26 protein-coding genes are annotated in these 22,057 nt (G+C 74.6%); 16 read left to right on the top strand and 10 right to left on the bottom strand.

Annotation, left to right across the window (positions count from 1 at the left end; all coding sequences use genetic code 11):
• Positions 1-6: 6 nt before the first annotated feature.
• Complete coding sequence (locus RHODO2019_RS01480; RefSeq protein ID WP_265383309.1) at positions 7-330, bottom strand: WhiB family transcriptional regulator; 324 nt, start codon at positions 328-330, stop codon at positions 7-9.
• A 133-nt stretch (positions 331-463) separates the two neighbouring features.
• Entirely contained in the window at positions 464-1,141 is a 678-nt protein-coding gene (locus tag RHODO2019_RS01485; RefSeq protein WP_265383310.1) for a nitroreductase, read from the bottom strand.
• Between the two features lie 270 nt (positions 1,142-1,411).
• On the opposite strand from RHODO2019_RS01485, the gene RHODO2019_RS01490 reads away from it, so the two are divergent.
• From RHODO2019_RS01490 to RHODO2019_RS01500, 3 genes are all read left to right on the top strand, one after another.
• Positions 1,412-1,603 (top strand): hypothetical protein, encoded by a 192-nt coding sequence (locus RHODO2019_RS01490; RefSeq protein ID WP_265383311.1) that lies wholly within the window; start codon positions 1,412-1,414, stop codon positions 1,601-1,603.
• Between the two features lie 9 nt (positions 1,604-1,612).
• On the top strand, positions 1,613-2,347 hold the full coding sequence (locus tag RHODO2019_RS01495) for an enoyl-CoA hydratase (protein WP_265383312.1): 735 nt from the start codon (positions 1,613-1,615) through the stop codon (positions 2,345-2,347).
• A gap of 218 nt (positions 2,348-2,565) precedes the next feature.
• A complete protein-coding gene (locus RHODO2019_RS01500; protein ID WP_265383313.1) occupies positions 2,566-3,327 on the top strand; it encodes a sulfite exporter TauE/SafE family protein in 762 nt (253 codons plus the stop codon).
• A 109-nt stretch (positions 3,328-3,436) separates the two neighbouring features.
• Here the strand turns inward: RHODO2019_RS01500 and RHODO2019_RS01505 are convergent, their stop codons facing one another.
• Together RHODO2019_RS01505 and RHODO2019_RS01510 are read right to left on the bottom strand one after the other, a co-directional pair.
• Entirely contained in the window at positions 3,437-4,309 is an 873-nt protein-coding gene (locus tag RHODO2019_RS01505) for a TetR/AcrR family transcriptional regulator (RefSeq protein ID WP_265383314.1), read from the bottom strand.
• 136 nt (positions 4,310-4,445) lie between these two features.
• On the bottom strand, positions 4,446-5,555 hold the full coding sequence (locus tag RHODO2019_RS01510) for a pyridoxal phosphate-dependent aminotransferase (RefSeq protein WP_265384879.1): 1,110 nt from the start codon (positions 5,553-5,555) through the stop codon (positions 4,446-4,448).
• A 202-nt stretch (positions 5,556-5,757) separates the two neighbouring features.
• Between RHODO2019_RS01510 and RHODO2019_RS01515 the strand changes: the two genes are divergently transcribed.
• The 8 genes from RHODO2019_RS01515 (at position 5,758) to RHODO2019_RS01550 (ending at position 10,808) form a co-directional block, all read left to right on the top strand.
• Positions 5,758-6,966 carry a DUF445 domain-containing protein gene (locus RHODO2019_RS01515; RefSeq protein ID WP_265384880.1) on the top strand — a complete coding sequence of 403 codons (1,209 nt, stop codon included), beginning with the start codon at positions 5,758-5,760 and terminating at the stop codon, positions 6,964-6,966.
• 47 nt (positions 6,967-7,013) lie between these two features.
• A complete protein-coding gene (locus RHODO2019_RS01520; RefSeq protein ID WP_265383315.1) occupies positions 7,014-7,205 on the top strand; it encodes a hypothetical protein in 192 nt (63 codons plus the stop codon).
• A gap of 107 nt (positions 7,206-7,312) precedes the next feature.
• Positions 7,313-7,726 (top strand): helix-turn-helix domain-containing protein, encoded by a 414-nt coding sequence (locus RHODO2019_RS01525; protein WP_290428906.1) that lies wholly within the window; start codon positions 7,313-7,315, stop codon positions 7,724-7,726.
• 11 nt (positions 7,727-7,737) lie between these two features.
• Positions 7,738-8,565, top strand: coding sequence for a heparin-binding hemagglutinin (locus RHODO2019_RS01530; protein ID WP_265383316.1), 828 nt, complete (start codon positions 7,738-7,740; stop codon positions 8,563-8,565).
• Positions 8,566-8,646: 81 nt separating this feature from the next.
• Positions 8,647-8,946 carry a DUF2516 family protein gene (locus RHODO2019_RS01535; protein WP_435532154.1) on the top strand — a complete coding sequence of 100 codons (300 nt, stop codon included), beginning with the start codon at positions 8,647-8,649 and terminating at the stop codon, positions 8,944-8,946.
• Between the two features lies 1 nt (position 8,947).
• Positions 8,948-9,691: an alpha/beta fold hydrolase gene (locus tag RHODO2019_RS01540; RefSeq protein ID WP_265383317.1), complete on the top strand. Its 744-nt coding sequence runs from the start codon at positions 8,948-8,950 to the stop codon at positions 9,689-9,691.
• A gap of 9 nt (positions 9,692-9,700) precedes the next feature.
• A complete protein-coding gene (locus RHODO2019_RS01545) occupies positions 9,701-10,255 on the top strand; it encodes a type 1 glutamine amidotransferase domain-containing protein (RefSeq protein ID WP_265383318.1) in 555 nt (184 codons plus the stop codon).
• A gap of 7 nt (positions 10,256-10,262) precedes the next feature.
• Positions 10,263-10,808, top strand: coding sequence for a YbaK/EbsC family protein (locus tag RHODO2019_RS01550; protein ID WP_265383319.1), 546 nt, complete (start codon positions 10,263-10,265; stop codon positions 10,806-10,808).
• Between the two features lie 24 nt (positions 10,809-10,832).
• Here the strand turns inward: RHODO2019_RS01550 and RHODO2019_RS01555 are convergent, their stop codons facing one another.
• The 3 genes from RHODO2019_RS01555 to purU all read right to left on the bottom strand — a co-directional run bounded on the left by RHODO2019_RS01555 (position 10,833) and on the right by purU (position 14,960).
• The gene (locus RHODO2019_RS01555) at positions 10,833-11,690 is read right to left on the bottom strand and encodes an oxygenase MpaB family protein (RefSeq protein WP_265383320.1); all 858 of its coding nucleotides are present in this window, start codon (positions 11,688-11,690) and stop codon (positions 10,833-10,835) included.
• Between the two features lie 174 nt (positions 11,691-11,864).
• Positions 11,865-14,006 (bottom strand): FUSC family protein, encoded by a 2,142-nt coding sequence (locus tag RHODO2019_RS01560; protein WP_265383321.1) that lies wholly within the window; start codon positions 14,004-14,006, stop codon positions 11,865-11,867.
• Positions 14,007-14,030: 24 nt separating this feature from the next.
• Positions 14,031-14,960 (bottom strand): formyltetrahydrofolate deformylase, encoded by a 930-nt coding sequence (purU, locus tag RHODO2019_RS01565; RefSeq protein WP_265383322.1) that lies wholly within the window; start codon positions 14,958-14,960, stop codon positions 14,031-14,033.
• Between purU and RHODO2019_RS01570 the strand changes: the two genes are divergently transcribed.
• A complete protein-coding gene (locus RHODO2019_RS01570; protein WP_265383323.1) occupies positions 14,959-15,978 on the top strand; it encodes a glutathione S-transferase family protein in 1,020 nt (339 codons plus the stop codon). The two genes, purU and RHODO2019_RS01570, sit on opposite strands and share 2 nt — an antisense overlap.
• 6 nt (positions 15,979-15,984) lie before the next feature.
• On the opposite strand, the gene RHODO2019_RS01575 is transcribed toward RHODO2019_RS01570, so the two are convergent.
• Positions 15,985-16,740: a class I SAM-dependent methyltransferase gene (locus RHODO2019_RS01575; RefSeq protein WP_265383324.1), complete on the bottom strand. Its 756-nt coding sequence runs from the start codon at positions 16,738-16,740 to the stop codon at positions 15,985-15,987.
• Positions 16,741-16,769: 29 nt separating this feature from the next.
• The gene (locus RHODO2019_RS01580; RefSeq protein WP_265383325.1) at positions 16,770-17,270 is read right to left on the bottom strand and encodes a DUF2505 domain-containing protein; all 501 of its coding nucleotides are present in this window, start codon (positions 17,268-17,270) and stop codon (positions 16,770-16,772) included.
• A 44-nt stretch (positions 17,271-17,314) separates the two neighbouring features.
• Between RHODO2019_RS01580 and RHODO2019_RS01585 the strand changes: the two genes are divergently transcribed.
• The gene (locus RHODO2019_RS01585; protein ID WP_435532155.1) at positions 17,315-18,370 is read left to right on the top strand and encodes a UDP-N-acetylmuramate dehydrogenase; all 1,056 of its coding nucleotides are present in this window, start codon (positions 17,315-17,317) and stop codon (positions 18,368-18,370) included.
• A gap of 166 nt (positions 18,371-18,536) precedes the next feature.
• Here RHODO2019_RS01585 and RHODO2019_RS01590 read toward each other — a convergent pair whose 3' ends face one another.
• Positions 18,537-19,280, bottom strand: a complete 744-nt coding sequence (locus tag RHODO2019_RS01590; protein ID WP_265383326.1) for an SDR family NAD(P)-dependent oxidoreductase — start codon at positions 19,278-19,280, stop codon at positions 18,537-18,539.
• A gap of 23 nt (positions 19,281-19,303) precedes the next feature.
• On the opposite strand from RHODO2019_RS01590, the gene RHODO2019_RS01595 reads away from it, so the two are divergent.
• Genes RHODO2019_RS01595 through RHODO2019_RS01605 form a run of 3 tightly spaced genes read left to right on the top strand, consistent with a single transcriptional unit; the run spans position 19,304 to position 22,057 of the window.
• Positions 19,304-20,113: an alpha/beta fold hydrolase gene (locus RHODO2019_RS01595; RefSeq protein WP_435532156.1), complete on the top strand. Its 810-nt coding sequence runs from the start codon at positions 19,304-19,306 to the stop codon at positions 20,111-20,113.
• 34 nt (positions 20,114-20,147) lie between these two features.
• Positions 20,148-21,533: a D-inositol-3-phosphate glycosyltransferase gene (mshA, locus tag RHODO2019_RS01600; protein ID WP_265383327.1), complete on the top strand. Its 1,386-nt coding sequence runs from the start codon at positions 20,148-20,150 to the stop codon at positions 21,531-21,533.
• On the top strand, positions 21,530-22,057 hold the full coding sequence (locus RHODO2019_RS01605) for a type III secretion system chaperone family protein (protein WP_265383328.1): 528 nt from the start codon (positions 21,530-21,532) through the stop codon (positions 22,055-22,057). The genes mshA and RHODO2019_RS01605 overlap by 4 nt, the downstream gene beginning before the upstream one ends.

Genomic DNA, 22,057 nt, shown 5'->3' on the forward strand with positions numbered 1-22,057 from the left:
CGGAGCTCACGCCGTGCGGGGCAGCTCGGGGTGGTCGGCGTCGCGACGGCGTCGCCGCGTGGCCTTGAGCTGGTCCTTGCGGGTCAGCTCGTCCACGCCACCCCAGGTGCCGTAGAACTCCTCGGTCTCCACCGCGTAGTCCCGGCAGCGCTGGCGCACCGGGCACGCGGAGCAGATGGACTGCGCCTGCATCACCCGGCGCGCGCGCGAGGCGCCGCGCTCGAACTCGGGGTGGAAGAAGATGTTGACGTCCTTGCCGGCGCACGCGGCGTCGCGCTGCCAGGTCCAGTTGTCGATGAGCGCACCGGGCTGTCGAGAGCTGTCGGCCATGTCGGGTCCACCTTCGCGAGAGTGACGGAAGGCTGAGACCCGACTGCTGGAGCTTCAGCGTGCGTCAGTCACCATAGCGGCGACGGCCCGAGGTGGCTAGCAGCGCGCGGCTCCGTCGGGCTCGGTCCTGCCGCTAGGCGCCCGGCACCACCGTGACCACCTCGGAGAGCGGGGCGCGGTCGGTGCGGAAGGAGTTGGCGGGGTGCGTCTCGTCGGCGTGGCCGAGGCTCACCGCGCAGACCACGACGCGGTCTTCGGGCAGGGCGAGGTGGGTGCGCACCGCGCCCGAGCACCCCGCGATCGCGGCCTGGGCGATGGCGGCCACCCCCAGGCTCTGCGCCGCCAGCAGCAGCGTGGACACGTAGCCCCCCGCGTCCACGGCCCCGTAGACCCCCAGGTCGCGGTCACAGGTGATGACGGCGACGTGCGGGGCGCCGAAGAAGCTGAAGTTGAGGTTCATCTGTGCCGCGCGGGCCTCGTGGTCGCTGCGCTCGATGCCCACCGCGGAGTACAGCGCGTAGCCGGTGGCGCGTCGGCGCTCGGCGTGCCGGCCGGTGTAGCGCTGCGGCCACGGCAGGTCGGAGCCGCCCTCGCCCCGGGCCAGGCTCGCCGTCAGCGCCTCGCCCAGCGCCGCGGTGGCCGCACCGGAGGTCAGGTGCACCTGCCAGCTCTGGGCGTTGCACCACGAGGCCGTCCGCTGGGCGAGGGTGAACAGCCGGGTGAGGGTGGCCTCGTCCACCGGTTCGGGACGGAACGCGCGGCAGCTGTACCTCTGCTGCAGCAGCTGCTCCAGGACGTCGACGTCGGGCACGGGGCCTCCTCGGTGCTCGTGGCGGGACGGGCGATCGCCCGCGAACCTAGCCCGCGCCGTGCCGGGGTCGACCGGTCCGGAGCGCGAGGTCCACCCGGAGACCGATGTCAGCGGGGTGCTGCACGCCCTGGACCCCGCCACGGGGGCGGACCGCTGGACCGTGGACTCGGGGCACCCCGGCGGCAGCGACCCGTCGCTGGTCGTCCTCGACGACCGCGGGACACCGGTGCGGTCGCGTGGACCCGGGACCCCGGGGACGAGATCACCGAGGTGTCGGCCGGTCGCGCCCCCGACGGGACGGTGCTGCTGGGCACCAACCGCGCGCGGGAGTGGGCCCACCACCCGGACGGCTCCCCGGCCTGGGACTCGGTGCGGACCTCGGTCGTGGTGGACCGCGGCTACCGGGTGTCCGACGCCGGGCCGGCCGGGGCGGACCGCGGCCACGCGGGTGAGGGTCGATAGCCTCGTCGCGTGATCACCGCCAGCCGCCACGGGGCCGTCGCCCTGGTCGAGATCGACCGCCAGGACCGCCGCAACGCCCTGGACACCGAGCACTGCCACGCGCTCACCGCGGCGCTCGACGGCGCGGTGGACGACGGGGCCCGCGCGGTGGTGCTGACCGGGGCGGGCACCGCCTTCTGCGCCGGTGCCGACCTCGACGGCGTCCACAGCCCGGAGTTCCTCACCGCCCTCTACGACACCTTGCGCACGGTGACCGAGCTGGGTGTCCCGGTGCTCGCCGCGGTGAACGGCCCGGCGATCGGGGCGGGCACCCAGCTGGCCCTGGCCGCCGACCTGCGCGTGGTGGGGCCGACGGCGCGCTTCGGGCTGCCCACCGCCCAGCTCGGCCTGGCCGTGGACCCGTGGACCCTGCGCCGGCTCGCCCTGGTCGCCGGCGGTGGTGCGGCGCGACGGGTGGTGCTGGCCTGCGAGCAGGTGACCGCCGAGCAGGTGCCCGCGCTCGCGGACCGGCTCGGCGACCTCGAGGTGGCGATGGCCTGGGCCGCGCAGGTGGCCGTGCTCGCACCGATGACGCTGGCGTACTCCAAGCGCGTGCTCAACCAGGTGCTGGAGCCCGACCTCGCCCTGGGTGCGCACGCCGTCGAGCACGAGGCCGCGTTCCGGGCGTGCTTCGCCAGCGCGGACTTCGCCGAGGGCCGCGCCGCCCGCACGGAGAAGCGCGCCCCGGTGTTCCGCGGTCGCTGAGGAGCTCCGCCCCCGTGCGTGCTGACCCCAGGAGACGAGGTTTCCTCCACGGGTCGCGGTCACGGTCGCGGTCGGTGGGGCTGGCCGGGTGGTGGTGCCCCCGGGGGTGGTGCGGGTGACCGTCGTCGGGGGGCCGGTGCGCCGGGACCCGGGGCTGCGCGTGCCCGCTGCTGCACCTGTCGGGTCGCGGTGGACGGTGGCTTCGTAGGGTTCGCCCCGTGACCGTCCTCGACGCCGTGCTCATCACGCTGACCGGGCTCGCGGCCGGGACGATCAACACCGTCGTCGGCTCCGGGTCGCTCATCACGTTCCCGGCGCTGCTCGCGCTGGGGTACCCGCCGCTGGTGGCGAACGTGAGCAACAACATCGGGCTGGTCCCGGGTGGGGTGAGCGGCGCGTGGGGCTACCGGCGCGAGCTGGCGGGGATGCGGCCGCTGCTGCTGCGCCTGGTGCCGTGGAGCGCCGCCGGGGGGCTGCTCGGGGCCGTGCTGCTGCTCGTGCTGCCGACGAGCGTGTTCGACGCCGTGGTGGTGGTGCTCATCGGGATCGCGCTGGTGCTCGTGCTGGTGCAGCCGCGGTTGTCGGTGCGCCTGCGTGGTCGCGGTCCCCTCGCGGCGCCCAGCCGTGGGCGGGCGGCGGCCCTGAGCCTCGGGCTGTTCGCGGCGAGCGTGTACGGCGGGTACTTCGGCGCCGCGCAGGGCGTGGTCTACGTGGCCCTGCTGAGCCTGCTGCTGATCGACGACCTGCAGGTGGCCAACGGGGTGAAGAACGTGCTGGCCACGGTGGTCAACGGCGTGGCTGCGGTGACGTTCATCCTGTTCGCACACCCGGACTGGGCCGTCGTGGGCTGCATCGCGCTGGGCTCGACCCTGGGCGGGGTGCTCGGGGCGCGGATGGGCCGACGGCTGTCCCCCGCCGTGCTGCGCGGCGTGATCGTGGTGGTCGGGGTGGCCGCCATCGTCAACATCGTGCTGCGCTGAGCCTGCACCCGCCCGCACCCGGGAACGACGGTGTGCGTGCACAACGCACCAAGAACGGATCCGGAACGACGCTGTGCGCGCAGAACGCGGTGGGGACCGGCTGGAGGGGTCAGGGGGCGGTGCCGTCCTCGTCGGTGCGCTCGGCCGGTGTGTTGCCCGCCACGGCCATGCCGCCGAGCAGCCGCAGCCCCGGCGCGTCGTCCTCGCGCTGGGCGAACACCGTGGGGGAGCCGCCGGCCCGCAGCACGCCGTCGAGCCCACCCCAGGCCAGCATCGTGAGGTAGTCCACCAGCGCCTCGGTGCTCATGGTGCGGTGGTCGATCCACCAGTGCGTGGCCAGCTGCACCATCCCGATCACCCCGTAGGCCCACACCTCCGCGCCGCCGGAGTCCATCCGCATGGCCCGCAGCCGGTCACCGATGAGCGAGGCCAGCGCCTCGGCCACGATCCGCTCGGTGGTCGCCACCACCTCGTCGCTGTCGCCGACCTCGTTGTTGTGCGCGAACACGAACGCGTAGAGCGCCGGCTCGCTCGCCACCGACTCGACGTAGGCCCGGATGACCGCTCGCGTCTGGTCCACGTCCTCCCGCTCCACCTGGAGCTCGGTGACGATGGCCGGCAGGAGCACGGTGGCCGCGACCCGGGTGAGGATCGCGCCGATGAGGTCGCTCTTGTCGGTGAAGTGCCGGTAGAGCACCGTCTTGCTCACCTCGAGCTCGGCCGCGATGGCCTCCATGCCGATCGACGGGCCCCCCCGGCGGATCGCGACCAGGGCGGCGTCGACGAACTCCTCGCGACGGGCCCGCTTGTGCTCGTCCCAGCGGCGCTTGCGACCGTCGACCTTGGCCACCCCGGCAGCGGCGATCGCGACCCCCTTCTCCGCGGCGGCCAGCCCCTTCTCCGCCGCCGCGACGCCGCGCTCGGCCGCCGTGAGCGCACCCCGCAGGCGGTTGCTCTTCGCCGGCACGCCGTCGTTCTTCATGTTATCCACGGTATCAGTTACGCCTCATCACATGATCTGCTGGGCACTCTCCGGTCGATGGTCCCAGGGTGTGGCGCGGACCACCAGTGCGTGGTCCGCGCGAGCGTGGAGGGGACCTCGCCCCCGGGGCCGGACATCACGCACGGGTGCGGCGCAGCCGTGCTCCGGCCTCCTGCAGCACGCTGTCGCGCTTGCAGAAGGCGAAGCGGAGCAGGTGCGACCACGGGGCGGGGTCCGCGCAGAACACCCCGACCGGCACCGCCGCCACCCCGACCCGGCCCGGCAGCTCGCGGCACAGGGCCAGGCCGTCGGTGAACCCGAGCGGCCGTGGGTCCGCGCAGACGAAGTAGGTGCCCTCGCTGGGGTGCACCGTCATGCCGACCTCGGCGAGCGTGGCGGACAGCGCGTCCCGCTTGTGCGCCAACCCCTCCCGCAGGTCCGCCACCCACGCCTGCTCGTGGGTGAGGGCGTGGGCGACGGCAGGCTGGAACGGGGCGGCGCCCACGAAGGTGAGGAACTGCTTCGCGGCGCGCACCGCGGCCACCAGCTCGGCCGGCCCGCACACCCAGCCCGTCTTCCACCCCGTCGCGTTGAACGTCTTGGCGGCGCTGGAGACGCTCAGCGTGCGCTGCGCCATCCCCGGCAGCGTGCACAGGGGCAGGTGTCGGCGACCGTCGAAGGTCAGGTGCTCGTACACCTCGTCGGTCACCACGACCAGGTCGCGGTCCACGGCCAGCGCCGCCAGACCGCGCAGCTCGTCGTCGGTGAACACCGTGCCGGTGGGGTTGTGCGGGGAGTTCACCAGCAGCACCCGGGTGCGGGGACCCACGGCGGCGCGCACCGCGTCGAGGTCGACGGCGAAGCGCAGCCCGTCGGCCACCAGCGGCACCCGGACGGCCGTGGCCCCGGCCAGTGCCACCGCCGCGGCGTAGGAGTCGTAGGACGGGTCGAGCACCACCACCTCGTCGCCCGGCTCGACGAGGGCGAGCATCGACGCGGAGACCGCCTCGGTGGCGCCGACGGTCACGAGCACCTCGGTGTCCGGGTCGAGCTGCTGCCCGTACCGGGCGAGCCGGTCGGCGGCGACCGCGGCCCGCAGCACCGGCATCCCCTGACCCGGCGGGTACTGGTTGAGGCCGCCGGCGATCGCCTCCTGCGCAACGGCCAGCATCGAGGCGGGCCCGTCGGTGTCCGGCGCGCCCTGCCCGAGGTTGACCGCGTCGTGCGCCAGCGCCAGCGCCGTCATCTCGGCGAAGATCGTCGACGTGAACGGCCGCAGCCTGGGGACGAGCCGGCCCTCACCCACGATGTCCACCCACGGCGGTCATGATGCCCGCAGGACGCAGCCCGGGCGACTCACCGGGCCCGGGGCCCGGCCGGGCACCAGGCAGGATGACCGGGTGGACCTCACCCTCGACGACGCGACCAAGCGGCACGGCCTGCGCCGGATGAAGACCGTGGCCACGGGGTTCCTCGCCCTGGCCACCGTGGTCTACCTGCTCGCCCGCTGGCAGGAGAGCCGCGGTGCGGGCGACTGGGTCGGCTACGTGCGCGCCGCGTCGGAGGCCGGGATGGTCGGCGCGATCGCGGACTGGTTCGCCGTCACGGCGCTGTTCCGCCACCCGCTGGGGCTGCCGATCCCGCACACCGCGATCATCCCGCGGAAGAAGGACCAGCTCGGCGCCAGCCTGGGCGAGTTCGTGGGGGTGAACTTCCTGGCCCCGGACGTCGTCGTCGGCAAGCTGCGCGCCGCCCGGGTGCCGCAGCGGCTCGGTCGCTGGGTCGCACAGCCGGAGAACGCGGCCCGCATCACCGCCGAGGCCGCCGTGGCGCTCAAGGCCGCGGTGACGGTGCTGCGCGACGAGGACGTCCAGCGCCTGCTCGACGCGACCATCGTCCGGCGGATCACCGACCTGCCCTGGGGGCCGCCCCTGGGCAAGCTCCTCGGCGAGGTGCTCGCGGACGGCAAGCACCGCAAGCTCGTGGACCTGGTGTGCGACCGGGCCTACGACTGGGCGATCGTCAACCACGACACCGTCGTCCGGGTGGTCAGCCAGCAGGCGCCCACCTGGAGCCCGCGGTTCCTCGACGACATGCTGGCCGACCGTCTGCACCGCGAGGTGCTGGACTTCGCCCGGGCGGTCCGCGACGACCAGGCGCACCCGCTGCGCACCGCCATCGACCGCTTCCTGGCGGAGTTCGCCCAGGACCTGCAGCACGACCCCGAGACGATCGCCCGCGCAGAGGCGGTCAAGGCGCAGGTGCTCGAGCACCCCGAGGTCCAGAACCTCGCGGCGAGCGCGTGGAACACGGCCCGGCGGATGGTGCTCGAAGCGGCCGACGACCCCTCCAGCGAGCTGCGCCGGCAGGCACAGGGCCTGATCGCGGGGTGGGGGGAGCGGCTGGCCACCGACGACGTGGTGCGCGGCAAGGTTGACGGCTGGCTCGAGTCGACGCTGCGCTACGTCGTCGCCAACTACGCCGACGAGATCACCAGCGTCATCACCGACACCGTCGCCCGCTGGGACGCGGCGGAGACCAGCCGCAAGATCGAGCTCCAGGTGGGCCGCGACCTGCAGTTCATCCGCATCAACGGCACCGTGGTCGGTGCGCTCGCCGGGCTCGTCATCTACGCCGTCTCCCAGGCCCTGTTCTGAGCGCCCGGCGGTGGGTCCGCACGCGCTGGACCCTGGGGCTGCTGGCCGTGCTGGGGCTGGTCGTCGGGTCCTTCGCCGGGTACGTCGGTGCCGACCGGCGCGCAGATCTCGCAGCGATGGAGCCCTCCTGCTCGGCGAGCACCCCGACCGTCCTGCTGGGCGACCTCGACGCGACCCTGGACCACTCCGGGCTCCGCGCCCCGCTCGCGACGTGGCGCACCTCACTCCACCTGCGGTAGCAGACCGCTTGCAATAGTTAGCACCCCGATCTACCGTGGAGCCAGGTCCACAGGAGGAGGTGCTCGACGTGCAGGGAGATCCGCGGCACGAGGCGGCGCCCGCTCCGGTGGACTCCCCCGTGGAGGGGGTGGCCGCAGCAGGAGTCGCGGTCACGACCGCCGTGCACGACCTCGGTGGCTTCATCCGCACCCAGCGCGAGGCGGCGCAGGTGTCGCTGCGCCAGCTCGCCAAGCGCACGGGGGTGTCCAACCCCTACCTGAGCCAGATCGAGCGCGGGCTGCGCAAGCCGTCCGCCGAGGTGCTGGCCCAGATCGCCAAGGGGCTGCGGGTCTCGGCCGAGGTGCTCTACGTGCAGGCCGGGATCCTCGAGCAGAAGGATTCGAGCCCGGTGCTCGACGCCGTGCTCGCCGACACCGCCATCAGCGAGCGGCACAAGCAGCTGCTGGTGGAGATCTACGAGTCCTTCCGGCGGGAGAACGCCACCGCCACCACCCAGACCGTCCCGACCACCCACGACTGAGGAGAGCCGACATGGCCACCACCAAGCGCAAGACCCGCTCCACCACGAAGAGCAAGCCCACCGCCATCGACCAGGCCAAGACCCCGCTGCTGGCCGCCATCGGCGCCGGCGACTTCGCCCTCAACACCGTCCTCGGTGCCGTCTCCGACGCCCGCACCCGGGCCGAGGAGCGCGCCGAGAACACCCGTGAGCGCTTCAGCTCCATCCCCGAGGAGATCGACGAGCTGCGCGGCAAGCTCGCCCCCGAGGAGCTCCGCAAGCTCGCCGAGGCCTACGTCCAGGCCGCCGCCCAGATCTACGTGAGCCTGGCCGAGCGCGGCGAGGAGGCCCTCGACCGCGTTCGCAAGACCCCCCAGGTCGACGACCTCGTCAGCCGCGCGGAGGACGCCAGGGACGACGCGAAGGACCTGAGCGACGAGGTGCTCGGCACCGTCGCCCGCCAGACCCGCTCCATCGGCGAGCGTGCGGCCCGGGCCACCGAGCGCGTGACCACCCGGGCCACCTCGGTCGCCGGCAAGGCCGGTGCCGCCGCGGCCGAGGTCGGCGACGAGCTCGCCCACGACCTGCGCTCCACCAGCCGCCGGGCGGCCAACACCGCCTCCAAGCAGGGTTCGTCCACCAACGCCCGCACGACGGCCGCCAAGAAGGCCACCGCGGCCAAGAAGACCGCGGCGGCCAAGGCCACCACGGCGCGCAAGACCACCGCCCGCAAGGCGACCGCCGCGAAGACCACGGTCGCGAAGACGGCGGACACGGCCTCGGCCACCGCCACGGACGTCAAGGACACCGCTGTCGCCGCGCAGAACGAGGCCACCGAGAAGACCACGGCCACGAGCTGACACACCACCCGCACGACGGACGACCCCCTCCCGCCCCGGCGGGAGGGGGTCGTCCGTCGTCGTGACCGGTAGGGTGGTGGTGTGTTCGTCCTCGATCTCCGCTACTACGTGCTGCTCGTCATCCAGCTCCTCGTCTTCGCGGTGGGCGTGTGGGCCGTGGTGCACGCGGTGCGCCAGCGCCCGGACGCCTTCACCGCGGTGGACAAGCTGACCAAGGCCAAGTGGCTCGCGATCCTGGCCGTCAGCGCCCTGGTCATCCTCTTCCTGGGCTTCAACGGCTCCGGCTTCCTGCTGAGCCTCATCGCCTCCGTCGCCGTCTTCGTCTACCAGGCCGACGTGCGCCCCAAGATCGACGAGGTGCAGCGCGGCTCACGCTGGTGAGGTGAGCACCCGCTCCCTGGCGCTGGGCTCCGGCGCACCGACCACCCTCGTGGTGCCCGGCCTCGGGGCGACAGCGGCCGAGGCCCGGATCGGCGCCTCCGGGCTGCCCGGCACGCGCGTGGTGCTGAGCCTGCCCGGCCACCACGACGCTCCTGACCCCGTGCCCAGCACCTTCACCTGGCCGCGGCTGGCGGCGGACGTGCTGGCGGCCGCGGACGCCTGCTCCGCCACCGACGCGGTGGGGACATCCCTGGGCGCGGGGTGCCTGCTCGCCGTCATGGCGGCCCACCCGCACCGGCTGCGCGCCGCGGTCCTGCTGCTGCCCGCCGCGCTGGACGCACCCCGTCCGCCGGACGCCCTGGACGCCGCCCTGCGGGCCGGTGACCCCGAGCGGGTGCACGCCCTGGTGGCGGCCGAGGTGCCCGACGGGGTGGAGGTGGGCGCCCACGTGCTGCTGCGCACGCAGGCCCTGCTGCGGCTGCGGCACTCGATCGACGAGCTGGCTGCCGCGGCACCGGTGACCGGGCCCGGCGCGCTCGCCGCCGTCGGCACCCGGGTGCTCGTGATCGCCGCCACCGACGACCCTCGCCACCCGCTGCCGGTGGCCCGGGCGGTGGCCGCCGCGATCCCCGGGGCGCGGCTGGAGGTCCTGGACTCGGCCGCTCCGGTGCTCACCCACCGCAGCCTGGTGCGGCGCCTCACCGTCGAGCACCTCCGTTCGGCGGCGCGCGCACGGCCCGCGTAGACCGGAGTCATGACGACGAAGACGATCGCGTTCCTGGTGGCGTCCGAGGGCATCGAGCAGGTCGAGCTGACCGAGCCGTGGCAGGCCGTGATCGACGCGGGTGGCACGCCGAAGCTGCTGTCCCCCGTTGCGGCGGGCGAGACCGTGCAGGCCTTCCACCACCTGACCGCCGCCGACACGTTCACCGTCGACACCACCGTCGCCGAGGCGAACGTCGCCGACTACGACGGGCTCGTGCTGCCCGGCGGGGTCGCGAACCCGGACGCGCTGCGCCTGGACGGTGCCGCCGTGGAGCTCGTCAAGGAGTTCACCGAGGCGGGCAAGCCGATCGCCGCGGTGTGCCACGCCTCCTGGACGCTCATCGAGGCCGGCGTCGTGCGCGGCAAGACGCTCACGTCCTGGCCGAGCCTGGCCACCGACCTGAAGAACGCCGGTGCGGCCGACTGGGTCGACCAGGAGGTGTTCGTGTGCCCGGCCAACGGCTGGACCCTGGTCAGCAGCCGCAACCCCGGCGACCTCCCCGCGTTCGGTCGCGCCCTGGTCACGGAGTTCGGCTTGGCATGATCGCGGCATGACTCAGCCGAGCTGGTCGGACGTGGCGGGCACCCTGGACGTGGTGCCCGCCGCGTCGCGCCCGGACCTGCTGGCCGGGGCGGTGTGCACCTCGGGGGTGGACCTCTCCTCGTTCGGGGTGGCCGAGATCGACCCGGACCAGGCCGACACGGCTGCGTTCTGCGCGACCTACGGGGTGGACCTCGCCGCGAGCGCGAACTGCGTGGTGGTGGGCGGGAAGCGGGCCGGCGAGCAGCGCGTGGCTGCCTGCGTGGTGCTGGCCACCACCCGGGCCGACGTGAACGGGCTGGTCAAGCGCACCCTCGACGTCCGCTCCGCATCGTTCCTGGCCATGGACGAGGCCGTCGAGCGCACCGGCATGGAGCACGGTGGCATCACGCCGATCGGACTGCCCGCCGGGTGGCGGCTGCTGCTGGACCCCGCCGTGGCCGAGGCGCCGGCCGTGGTGGTCGGCTCGGGGCTGCGGCGCAGCAAGATCCTGGTCGCCGGCGCAGTGCTCGCGGCGCTGCCGGGGGCCGAGGTCGTGCCGGGGCTGGGGCGGTAGCCGGTCCGCCACGGCGAGCCGGTCCTAGCGGCGGGGTCGCGCACCCGTGCGGCTCCACGCCGCCCGCGCCCGGGGCTCGACCGCGATCCGGTGCGGCACCAGCGGCCACAGCCGGCGCACCAGCGCCCCGAACCGCCGCAGCCGCCGCTCGTCGCGGGCGCTCCACTGCAGGCCCAGGGTCTGCCGGGCGCGGGGTGGCAGCAGACCGGTGAGCAGCCACAGGTTGGCGACGAGAACGGGTCGGCGCACCAGGGTCCAGAGGGCGCGCGGCACGTGCGGGGGCGGTGGCATGTCGTCGTGGCTGACGTCGGGCGAGGTCACCCAGCGGGTGGTGTCGTTGGCCTCCAGCACGTCCTCGAGCACGCCGTCCCAGTAGGCCTGGAAGCTGGCAGCGTCGGCGAACCCGGGTCGCTCGGAGAGCCCGTACCGGCGCCACCAGGTGAGGCCCTCGGCCACGAGCTGGTCCTGCTCGGCCGGGGTGAGCGGGGTGCCGAAGTACTCCTGGGTGCAGATCATCGACTCGACGAACGTGACGTGCGTCCACCAGAAGACCTCGGGGTTCAGCGCGTGGTAGCGCTGGCCCTGGGTGTCGAGGCCCTTGATCCGGGCGTGGAAGTCCCGCACCGTGCCGGCGGTGCCGGTGTCCTCGGCGTCGAAGACCACCCCCAGGATCGGGGGGATGGAGCGGAACAGCCGGTCCCAGGGGTCGGCGAAGAAGTCCGAGTGCTGCTGCAGCGCCGCGCCGACGGCCGGGTGCATGTTCTGCAGGGTGCCGGAGCGGCCCAGCAGCAGCAGCTGTCGCCGGTCGCCGAACAGCCGCCACGTCAGCGAGCCCGGGCCCAGCGGGGCACCGGTGAGCTCGGTGCGGGGTTCGGCGGTCACGATCCGAGGCTAGGACGACCGGCCGCCCTGCGCTCCGCCACACCCGCGGGTGATCGCCGTTCGGGCACGCTCACGTGCTCCTGGCCCACGTCACCGTGCCGAAACGGCGATCACCCGCTCAGTCCGTCACCCGCTCAGTCCGTCACCCGGACAGGCCGGCGCTCGGGCACCCGCTCACCCGGTGAGGCGGGCGGCCCCCACCGGTTCCTCGGCCACCTCGAGCAGGTCCAGCAGGGCACGGTCGATGCGGGCCAGCGCGTAGACCGCCGCGCGCAGGGGGCGGACCTCCGGGTCGTGCACCCCGCGGCCGTCCAGCTCGAGCACGGCCACCAGCGCGGGCTCGGCCGGGTGCACCGGCGCCGGGTGGTCGGAGTCCAGGCGCGCGCGCAGGGCCCCCACGTGCTCGTGCACCCGGGTGGCGGCCGCCGCGAGGGCCTCGGCGACCTCGACCGTCGGTGCCGGGACCGCGGCCGCGGCGTGCCCCGCCCGGGCCAGCGAGCGGGCGTACCCGTCGGCCGCGCGGACCACCCGCAGCCACAACCGGGTCGAGGTGCGCACCCGCTGCAGCACCCCGTGGGCCAGCGGCTCGGCGGCGAGGTCGAGAGCGACCAGGGTGTCGTCGAGGTCGCGCGAGGCCGTCACCAGGTCCACCTCACCGCCGCCGGAGCCCACCGCCGCCACGCTGTCGCGCACCAGGTCGTCGAGGGAGTCCAGGCACGCCCGCAGCTTCCCGTCCACGGTGGAGCGGGTGCCGGTGGGCAGCACGAGGAACGCTGCGGCGATGCCGACGGCCGCACCGGCCGCGGTCTCGTAGATGCGCAGCTCGAGCACCTGCACGCTGAACGTGCCCAGCAGCCCGTAGAGCATGGCCAGCAGCACGGTGATGAAGAAGACCATCAGCGCGCTCGAGACCCGCACCAGGTAGAACGCCGCGAACACGCACACCACGATCAGGCCGAGCTGCAGCGGGGCGTTGCGGCCCACCACCGCGGCGAGCAGGACCCCGGCCACGACGCCGCCGAGGGTGCCCAGCACCCGCTGCGAGGCCCGCGAGAGGATCTGTCCGCGGCTGGTGGTGCCGTTGAACACGACGAACGCCGCGAGCACCGCCCAGTACCAGCGGTTGGGGGAGATGAGCTCGCCGAGACCGGTGGCCAGCGCCGTCGCCACGGCCACCTGGACCGCGGCCCGGGTCGCGGGGTGCAGCCCGGGGGGAGCGTCGACGGTGTCGGTGCCCTCGACGGGGGCGGGGTCCTCCCGCTCGGCCGCCGCGACCACCTGCTCGCTGACGCGGTGGATGCTGGCGTGGGCGCGGACGGCCCGGGCGGCGGTGAAGACGGCCCGTCCCGTGGGTGTGGTGACGTCGACGTCGTGGGCGGCCGCGCCCACGGTGACCAGCAGCCCCCGCAGCTGCTCCTCGCCCGGCTCGTCGCGCAGCACGGTGTCCAGGGCGGCCAGCACGGTGTCGAGCTCGGGTGGCCAGGTCGTCCCGGGCGGCAGCGCGGCGAGGGTGGCCACGAGCTGCTCGGTGGCGAGCTGGCCGTCCAGCACCCGGAGCGAGAGCTCGCGACCGTCCACCGAGAGGTGCCGGGCCGCGTCGTGCCGGTCGAGCCAGTCCTCGATCATGAGGGCGGTGTCGCCGAGGCGGGTGAGCTGGCGCCGCAGCGGGGCGTCGTCGAGCACCGTGCCCGCGGCGCTCGCGCTCCGGCTCCCCGCCACGGCCACCCCCACCGCGCTGGCGCACACCGCGCGCAGCGCCCGGGTCAGCCTGCGCAGCTCGGTGCGCGGACGCTCGGGCAGCAGGACCACGCGCACCACCAGGGCCACCGCGACCCCCACGAGCACGCTCGCGGCCAGCGCGGGCAGCTGCGAGGTCGACGCCCGCAGGAACAGGACGAAGAAGTAGGCGGTGAACGCGACCTGGCCCAGCGCGTTGCCCCGCGGGCCGTAGCGCCGCACCCACGTCGCGGTGAACAGCACCGCCACGAACCCGAGGTCGGCCACGACGCCGTAGGGGTGCAGCACGGCGGCGAGCCCGGCCGAGGCGATGGCCGGCAGCGGGGTGAGCGCGGTGCTGACCACGCGGGCGCGGTGCGTGCGGTCCTGCACGGCCACGGCGCTGAACATCGCGACCACCGTGCCGAGCAGGGCGACGGTGATGGGCTGGCCCAGGGTGCGGGTGAGCAGGATCAGCACGGCCAGCGCCAGGACCAGCGTCAGCGTGGTGGTGGCGGCGCTGGTCAGGCGGACCTGGCCGGGGTCCTCCGCGGCGAGCGAGCGCACCGCGCGGCGCAGCAGGCTCGGACGGGTGCGCACCCGACGATCGTGCCCCACGAGGGGCTAGGTGAACACGACCGTCGTGCCGCCGTGCACGAGCACCCGGTCCTCCAGGTGCCAGCGCAGCCCGCGGGAGAGCACGAGCCGCTCGATGTCGCGGCCCTGGCGGACCATGTCGGCGGGGGAGTCGCCGTGGTCCACCCGGATGACGTCCTGCTCCACGATGGGCCCGGCGTCCAGCTCGGCGGTGACGTAGTGGCAGGTGGCGCCGACGAGCTTGACGCCGCGGGCGAAGGCCTGGTGGTACGGCCGGGCGCCGACGAAGCTGGGCAGGAAGCTGTGGTGGATGTTCAGCGCGCGTCCGGCCCAGTGCTCGCACAGCTCGGCCGGCAGCACCTGCATGAAGCGGGCCAGCACCACGGCGTGCGGGTCGTGCGCGTCGACGAGCTCGCGCACCCGCGCGAAGGCCGGGCCGCGCTCGGCCGGGTCCGCCGGGAAGGGCACGTGGTGGAAGGGCACACCGTGGGCGGCGGTCAGCGGCTCCAGGTCCTGGTGGTTGCCCACCACGGCGACCACCTCGGCGGGCAGCTCGCCGTCGGCGGCCCGGCCGAGCAGGTCGCGCAGGCAGTGCGGCTCCCGGCTCACCAGCAGCACCACGCGCTTGCGCTCGTCGGTGTCGTGCAGGGTCCACTCCGTCTCCGGGCCGAGCTCGGCGGCCACGGCGGCGAAGCGGGTGCGCAGCTGCTCGGCGGACGCCGCGACGGAGGCGGCCAGCACCACCTGGCGGGTGAAGAACCAGCCCGAGCTCTCGTCCGCGTGGTAGCTGGCCTCGACGATCGTGGCACCGGCCTCGGCCAGGACGGTGGACAGCCGCGCCACGATCCCGGTCCGGTCCGGGCAGCCGAGGGTGAGCACGTAGCGGCGTTCCACGGCCCCATCATCGCATCGGGCGGGCCTGCGCCCCGCCGCCGTAGTCGTTACGCTTTCAACCATGAGCGATGACGCGACGTTCGTGAAGCCCGGCGAGGACTTCGTCCGGGACTCGAGCTACATCACCGACCGGATCACCGTCGACGGACGGGACGGGTGGCCGGTGGAGGCCGGGCGCTACCGGCTGGTCGTCTCCCGGGCGTGCCCGTGGGCCAACCGGGCCCTGATCACCCGCCGCCTGCTGGGCCTGGAGGACGCGATCTCGATGGGTGTCTGCGGGCCCACCCACGACGCGCGGAGCTGGACCTTCGACCTCGACCCCGACGGCAAGGACCCGGTGCTGGGCTACGAGCGGCTGCAGCAGGCGTTCCTGGCGCGGTTCCCCGACTACCCCAAGGGCATCACGGTCCCCGCGCTCGTCGACGTGCCCAGCGGCCAGGTGGTCACCAACGACTACCCGCAGATGACGATCGACATGAGCCTGGAGTGGACCGCGCACCACCGCGACGGTGCACCCGAGCTGTACCCGCTGGCGCTGCGCGCCGAGATCGACGACGTGGCCGAGAAGGTCTTCCACGACGTCAACAACGGCGTCTACAAGTGTGGCTTCGCCGGCTCCCAGGGCTCCTACGAGGAGGCCTACGACGCGCTGTTCGCCCGGCTGGACTGGCTGGAGCAGCGACTGACCGACCGGCGCTACCTGGTGGGCGACACCCTGACCGAGGCCGACGTGCGGCTGTGGACCACGCTGGTCCGCTTCGACGCCGTCTACCACGGGCACTTCAAGGCCAACCGGAACAAGCTCACCGAGATGCCGGCTCTGTGGGCCTACGCCCGGGACCTGTTCCAGACCCCCGGGTTCGGCGACACCCAGGACTTCGCGCAGATCAAGGAGCACTACTACCTGGTGCACAACGAGATCAACCCCTCCGGCATCGTTCCCAAGGGTCCGGACCTGCGCGGCTGGCTGACCCCGCACGGACGAGAGTCGTTGGGTGGCAAGCCATTCGGTGAGGGAACCCCGCCCGGGCCCGTGTCGGCGGCGGAGACCGTGGACCCCGCGCACACCCCGCTGGGGTAGCAGGGATCAGCGCGGGGCCACCGTCGACCACGGCACGGTGAGGACGTTGTCGCGGACCCGGCGCCGGTGGTCCAGCACGGGCACCCCACCCTCGGCCAGCAGCGCGCGCGCCACCCGCCACCGCACGCGGGGCCCGAACACCGCGTGCGGAGCGGCCACGTCCCACGCCCGGTCGGCAGACGCCAGCAGCGCGTGCACCCTCTCCCCGGGCACGTTGCGGTGGATCAGCGCCTTGGGCAGCCGCTCGGCGACGTCGGAGGGCCGCCCGACCGTGAACGGGTCCCACGCCAGGGTCAGGGTGCGCGGCCCCCCGGCGTCCAGCAGCACCCACGCGCACCGCCGCCCGAGCTCGTCGCACGTGCCCTCCAGGACGAGACCGCCCGGCGCCAGGCCCGCCTGCAGCCGCGCCCAGGCCGGCCCCACCGCGTCCTCCGGGTACTGGCGCAGCACGTTGAACGCCCGCACCAGCGACGGGCGCAGCCCCGCGAGCTCGAACCCGCCCACCCGGAACCGCACCCCGTCCACCGTGGGCACCACCCGCGCCGGGTCGATCTCCAGGCCGACCACGTTCCGGGTGCGCAGCCGGGCCGCGAGCTCGAGGGTGGTCCCGGGGCTCGCGCCGTACCCGAGGTCCACCACGAGGCCGCCGTCGGCCAGCGCTGCCTGCACGTCGGGGTGGTGCAGCAGCCAGCGGTCGCTGCGACGCAACCGGTTGATCCCGGTGGTGCCCCTGGTGATCTCCCCGACGGGGCGCGTCCCCACGGTCCGGGCCGGTGGCGGTCCCGGCGCCCCTACCTCCCGGCCAGCCACTGCTCGGTGAAGCGCGCCTCCGCCACCAGGAGCCGGACCACGTTGTCGGCGACGGCCTGCTCGATCTTGCCGCCGACCAGCGGCACCGGGACCTTGGCCTGGCCGTCGGTGCGCACCGTGGTCGCCGTGTCGTCCCCGGTCAGGGAGGTGGTGCCGGTGACGGTGGCCGGCGTGCCGCTGACCAGTGCGGTCACCTCGGCGGTGGCCGCGTCGGCGGCGAGCGGTCCCCACGTCTCGGTGCGGGTGATGGAGAGGTCGCCGGACTTGATGCGCGAGACGATGCTGGGCAGCTTGTCTGCGGCGATCACCTGGGTCAGCGCGACCTCCGCGCCGCCACCGGCCGCCTCGAACGAGTCCAGGGTGGCGCCCGTGCCGCCCACGGCCTCGAGCCGGGCCTCCCAGTAGGCGCGGTCGGTGAGCGCGGCGTGCAGTGCGGCGGGGGAGCAGGCGTAGGTGGCCGAGTGCTCGATGCGACGGGGCATGCCGGGAACCTACCGGCGAGCCGCCCCCGATAGCGTTCGTCCCCGTGCTGCCCCCCGCCGACCTGGACCGCCTCGCCGGCCTCGGGGTGCAGGTGCGCCACGACCTGGCCCTCGCGACGCTGACCACCCTGCGCCTGGGTGGACCCGCCGCCACCGTGCTCACCTGCCCCGACACCGCCGCAGTGGTCGCCGCGGTCCGGGCCTGCGACGCCGTCGGCGAGCCCGTGCTGCTGCTCGGTGGCGGGTCGAACCTCGTGGTCGGTGACGAGGCCGTCGACCGCACGGTGGTCGTCCTGCGCAACGACGAGGTGGTGCTGGCCACCGACGGAGCGACGGCCGGAGCGGGCACCGACTGGGACACCCTCGTGGCGCGCACGGTGGCCGCGGGGCTGGGCGGGCTGGAGTGCCTCTCGGGCATCCCCGGCTCCACCGGGGCCACGCCGGTGCAGAACGTCGGGGCATACGGGGTCGAGGTGGCCGACGTGCTCGCGCAGGTCCGGCTCCTGGACCGCGCCACGGGCGAGGTGCGCTGGGCGCCGCCGGCGGAGCTGGGGCTGGGCTACCGCAGCAGCGCGCTCAAGCAGGCGGACACCGCCGTGGTCCTGGCGGTGCGGTTCAGCCTGTCCGCGGACGGGCTCAGCCGGCCCGTCACCTACTCCGAGCTGTGCCGCACGCTCGACGTCGAGCCCGGTGCCCGGGTTGCGGTGGCCGCCGTCCGCGAGGCCGTGCTGGCCCTGCGGCGGTGCAAGGGAATGGTCCTCGACGCCGCGGACCACGACTCGTGGAGCGCCGGGTCGTTCTTCACCAACCCCGTCGTCGGGCAGGTTCCCCCGGGGTACGAGGGGCCCTCCTACCCCGGGGCCGGCGGGGTGAAGCTCTCGGCCGGCTGGCTGATCGAGCACGCGGGGTTCCACCGCGGCCACCCCGGGCCGGACGCCACGGCGCGGCTCTCCACCCGGCACACCCTGGCGCTGACCAACCGGGGTGGCGCGAGCACCGCCGCGCTGCTCAGCCTGGCCCGCGAGGTCCGCGACGGGGTGGACGCCGTGTTCGGCGTGCGCCTGGAGCCCGAGCCGGTGCTGGTGGGCTGCGCGCTCTGAGCGCGGCGTTGCCGACCCGTGACGCGCAGGCCCGGTCCGCGCGCAGCACCGCACGCGACGAGCGACCTGACCACCCACTTCACGGTCGGCCGCAGGCAGGTGGTGACCGCCGACGTGCCCAGCCCACCGCACGCAGGTGGCGCTCTCCGCGCTCGGCTGGGCCCGCTCAGACGCGGTGCGCGCGCATCGCGGACGCCTGGGCGCGGGGCTTGAGCACGATGGTGTCCAGGTCCACGTGGGACGGCCGGCTGGCCACGAACCCGACCACCTCGGCCACGTCGTTGGCGGTGAGCGGGGTGATGCCCTCGTAGACCGTGGCGGCCCGCTCGGCGTCCCCGTGGAAGCGCACGAGCGAGAAGTCGGTCTCCACCATCCCGGGCAGGATCTCGGTGATCCGCACGGGCTGGCCGAGGAGCTCGCCGCGCAGCGTGCGGTGCAGGGCGGACTGGGCGTGCTTGGCCGCGGTGTACCCGGACCCGTTGTCGTAGGTCTCGACGGCCGCGATCGACGTGATCGTGACGATGAGCCCGTCGCCGGAGGCCACCAGCCTGGGGATGAGCGCCTTGGTCACCCGCAGCGTGCCGAGAACGTTCGTCTCCCACATCCACCGCCAGTCGTCCAGGTCCGCCTCCGCCACCGTCGCGAGCCCCTTCGCCCCGCCCGCGTTGTTGACGAGCACGGACACGTCCCCGAGCGCGGCGGCGAACGCGGCCACCGAGGCGTCGGAGGTCACGTCGAGCTCGAGCGCGGTGCCGTCGATCTCGGCGGCCAGGGCCTGCAGCCGGTCGAGTCGACGGGCGGCGACCACCACGTGGAACCCACCGGCGGCGAGCACCCTGGCGGTGGCCTCGCCGATGCCGGAGCTGGCTCCGGTGACGACGGCGGTGGGGCGGTGCGCAACAGCAGTCATGTCGACAACCCTAGGGTCGGGGCGTGGACACCGTGAGCCGGGACGGCACCCTGATCTCCTACCTCGAGCGCGGCCGTGCGGGCGCACCCCCGCTCGTGCTGCTGCACGGGTGGGCGCAGAGCGCGGACTGCTGGGGCGAGGAGGTGCTCGACGGGCTCTCGGCCGGCCACCACGTGCTCGCCCCGGACCTGCGGGGACACGGCCGCTCCGGTGCACCCGCGGGTGGCTACGACGACCCGACCGCCTGGGCGGCGGACCTCGACGCCGTGCTCGCGGCCGCTGGCGTGCGGGAGCCCCCCGTGCTGGTCGGCTGGTCCTACGGCGGGCTGGTGGCCTGCGACTGGCTGCGGTCCGGGGGCGGCGGCGCGGGGGGCGTGGCCGCGGGCCTCGTGCTCGTCGGTGCGGTGACCGGCCTCGGCCGGGGCCGGGCCGGCGGACGGGTGGGCGCGGCCATGCGCGCGGCCGTGCCGGACGGGCTCTCCGAGGACCCCGCGCTCGCCGTGCCCGCGCTGGCCGGCTTCGCCGGCGCGCTCACCACGGACGGCCCCCGGGTGCAGGCACTGCTCGGCGCCAGCCTGGCCACCCCGCCGCGGGTGCGTGCGGCCCTGTTCGCCCGCACCTGCGACAGCGACGACGTCCTGGCGGGCTTCGGCGGCCCGTCGGTGGTGCTGCACGGGACCGCGGACGCCGTGGTGGACGTCAGCGCGGGTCGGCACGCGGCGGACCTGCTGCCGGCGGTGCGCACCTCGTGGTGGGAGGGGTCCGGGCACGCCCCGTTCGTCGAGGACCCCCAGCGGTTCGTGGCCGAGGTGCTGGCCGTCCGGGCCTCGTGACGCGGCCGCCGGACCCAGCGGGCAGGATGGTCGGGTGATCCCGACGAGCACCACCCGTGCAGGACGTCCGCGCCGGGTCGCCGTCCTCTCGGTGCACACCTCTCCGCTGGAGCAGCCCGGCACCGGCGACGCGGGTGGCATGAACGTGTACGTGCTGCAGACCGCCCTACGGATCGCCCAGCGTGGCACCGAGGTCGAGATCTTCACCCGGGCCACCTCCTCCGCGGCCCCGCCCGTGGTGCAGGCCGCGCCGGGGGTGCTCGTGCGCAACGTCGTCGCGGGACCGTTCGAGGGGCTCGACAAGAACGAGCTGCCCGCCCAGCTGTGCGCCTTCACCGCGGGCGTGCTCCGCGCCGAGGCGCGCCAGGAGCAGGGCTACTACGACCTCGTGCACTCCCACTACTGGCTCTCCGGCCAGGTCGGCTGGCTCGCGCGCGACCGCTGGAGGGTGCCGCTGGTGCACACCGCGCACACCCTCGCCCGGGTGAAGAACGCGGCGCTGGCCGAGGGCGATCCCCCCGAGCCCAAGGTCCGCGAGATCGGCGAGCAGCAGGTGGTGGACGAGGCCGACCGGCTCGTCGCGAACACCCCGGCCGAGGCCGAGCAGCTCGTCCGGCTGTACGGGGCCGAGGGGTCCCGGGTGGACACCATCGCCCCCGGCGTCGACCTCGACCGCTTCCGCCCCGGCGACCGGGCCGCCTCCCGCGCACGTCTGGGGATCGCCCCCGACGAGACCGTGCTGACCTTCGTCGGCCGCATCCAGCCGCTGAAGGCCCCGGACGTGCTGCTCCGCGCGGCCGCCGAGCTCCGTGCGCGCACCCCCGGCCACCGGCTGCGGGTGCTGGTGGTCGGTGGTCCCTCGGGAAGCGGGCTGGGGCAGCCGGCGGCACTCGTCGGGCTCGCCCAGAGCCTGGGCATCACCGACGTCGTCACGTTCCTGCCGCCCCAGCCGCCGGCCGAGCTGGTGCACGTCTACCGCGCATCCGACGTGGTCGCGGTGCCAAGCCACTCGGAGTCCTTCGGGCTGGTCGCGCTCGAGGCCCAGGCCTGCGGCACGCCCGTGGTCGCCGCCGACGTGGGGGGGCTCGGGGTGGCCGTCGCCGACGGGGTGACCGGCCTGCTCGTGGGCTCCCACCGCACCGCTGACTGGGCCGACGCCCTGGCCCGGCTGACCGACGCCCCGGTGCTGCGCGAGCGCCTCGCGGCGGCCGCGCCCGGCCACGCCGCGGGCTTCTCCTGGGACCGCACCGCCGATGCCCTGCTGGAGACCTACGCCAGGGCCACGATGCCCGTCCGGTCCCCGGCACCGGTCCGCCCGCGCAGCCTGCGCCAGCTCCGCCGCACCCCGGGCGCCCAGCCCGGTGCGCAGCAGCCGGGTGACCGGCCCGCCGGCGCCCCGCAGAGCGCCGCGCACGCATGAGCCGGCCCGGGGTCACCGCGCTGGCCGCGACCATCGAGACCACCCTCACCGTCCGGGAGCTGGAGTTCACCCGTCCGCGGCCCGAGCTGTTCGTGGTGACGCTGCCCGGCGAGGCCAAGCTCACCACCACGTGCATGCTCACCCTCGGTGCGCACGGGTTGCGGGTGGAGGCGTTCGTGTGCCGCCAGCCGGACGAGAACCACGTCGGTCTCTACGCGTTCCTGCTGCGCCGCAACCGCAAGCTGTTCGGGGTGAGCTACACCATCGACCGCTCCGGGGACGTCTACCTCGTCGGCCGCATCGCGCTGGAGAGCGTGACCGAGGCTGAGCTCGACCGCGTCCTCGGGCAGGTGCTGGAGGCCGCGGACGGGGACTTCAACACGATGCTCGAGCTGGGCTTCGCGACGTCGATCCGGCGCGAGTGGGCGTGGCGGAGCAAGCGCGGCGAGTCGCTGCGCAACCTGGCGGCGTTCGCGCACCTGGTCGAGGCCGACCGTGCCGGTGGAGGGCCTACCGATCAGTAG

This window comes from Rhodococcus antarcticus (assembly GCF_026153295.1).
Classification (GTDB): domain Bacteria; phylum Actinomycetota; class Actinomycetes; order Mycobacteriales; family Mycobacteriaceae; genus Rhodococcus_D; species Rhodococcus_D antarcticus.

Coding starts and splice junctions, on each gene's coding strand:
- RHODO2019_RS01570 (WP_265383323.1), top strand. CDS start 14,959: ATGAGCGATGACGCGACGTTCGTGAAGCCCGGCGAGGACTTCGTCCGG.
- RHODO2019_RS01580 (WP_265383325.1), bottom strand. CDS start 17,270: ATGCCCCGTCGCATCGAGCACTCGGCCACCTACGCCTGCTCCCCCGCC.
- RHODO2019_RS01590 (WP_265383326.1), bottom strand. CDS start 19,280: ATGACTGCTGTTGCGCACCGCCCCACCGCCGTCGTCACCGGAGCCAGC.
- RHODO2019_RS01515 (WP_265384880.1), top strand. CDS start 5,758: ATGAAGACCGTGGCCACGGGGTTCCTCGCCCTGGCCACCGTGGTCTAC.
- RHODO2019_RS01505 (WP_265383314.1), bottom strand. CDS start 4,309: ATGAAGAACGACGGCGTGCCGGCGAAGAGCAACCGCCTGCGGGGTGCG.
- RHODO2019_RS01530 (WP_265383316.1), top strand. CDS start 7,738: ATGGCCACCACCAAGCGCAAGACCCGCTCCACCACGAAGAGCAAGCCC.
- purU (WP_265383322.1), bottom strand. CDS start 14,960: ATGGTTGAAAGCGTAACGACTACGGCGGCGGGGCGCAGGCCCGCCCGA.
- RHODO2019_RS01550 (WP_265383319.1), top strand. CDS start 10,263: ATGACTCAGCCGAGCTGGTCGGACGTGGCGGGCACCCTGGACGTGGTG.
- RHODO2019_RS01510 (WP_265384879.1), bottom strand. CDS start 5,555: ATGACGGCGCTGGCGCTGGCGCACGACGCGGTCAACCTCGGGCAGGGC.
- RHODO2019_RS01605 (WP_265383328.1), top strand. CDS start 21,530: ATGAGCCGGCCCGGGGTCACCGCGCTGGCCGCGACCATCGAGACCACC.
- RHODO2019_RS01480 (WP_265383309.1), bottom strand. CDS start 330: ATGGCCGACAGCTCTCGACAGCCCGGTGCGCTCATCGACAACTGGACC.
- RHODO2019_RS01545 (WP_265383318.1), top strand. CDS start 9,701: ATGACGACGAAGACGATCGCGTTCCTGGTGGCGTCCGAGGGCATCGAG.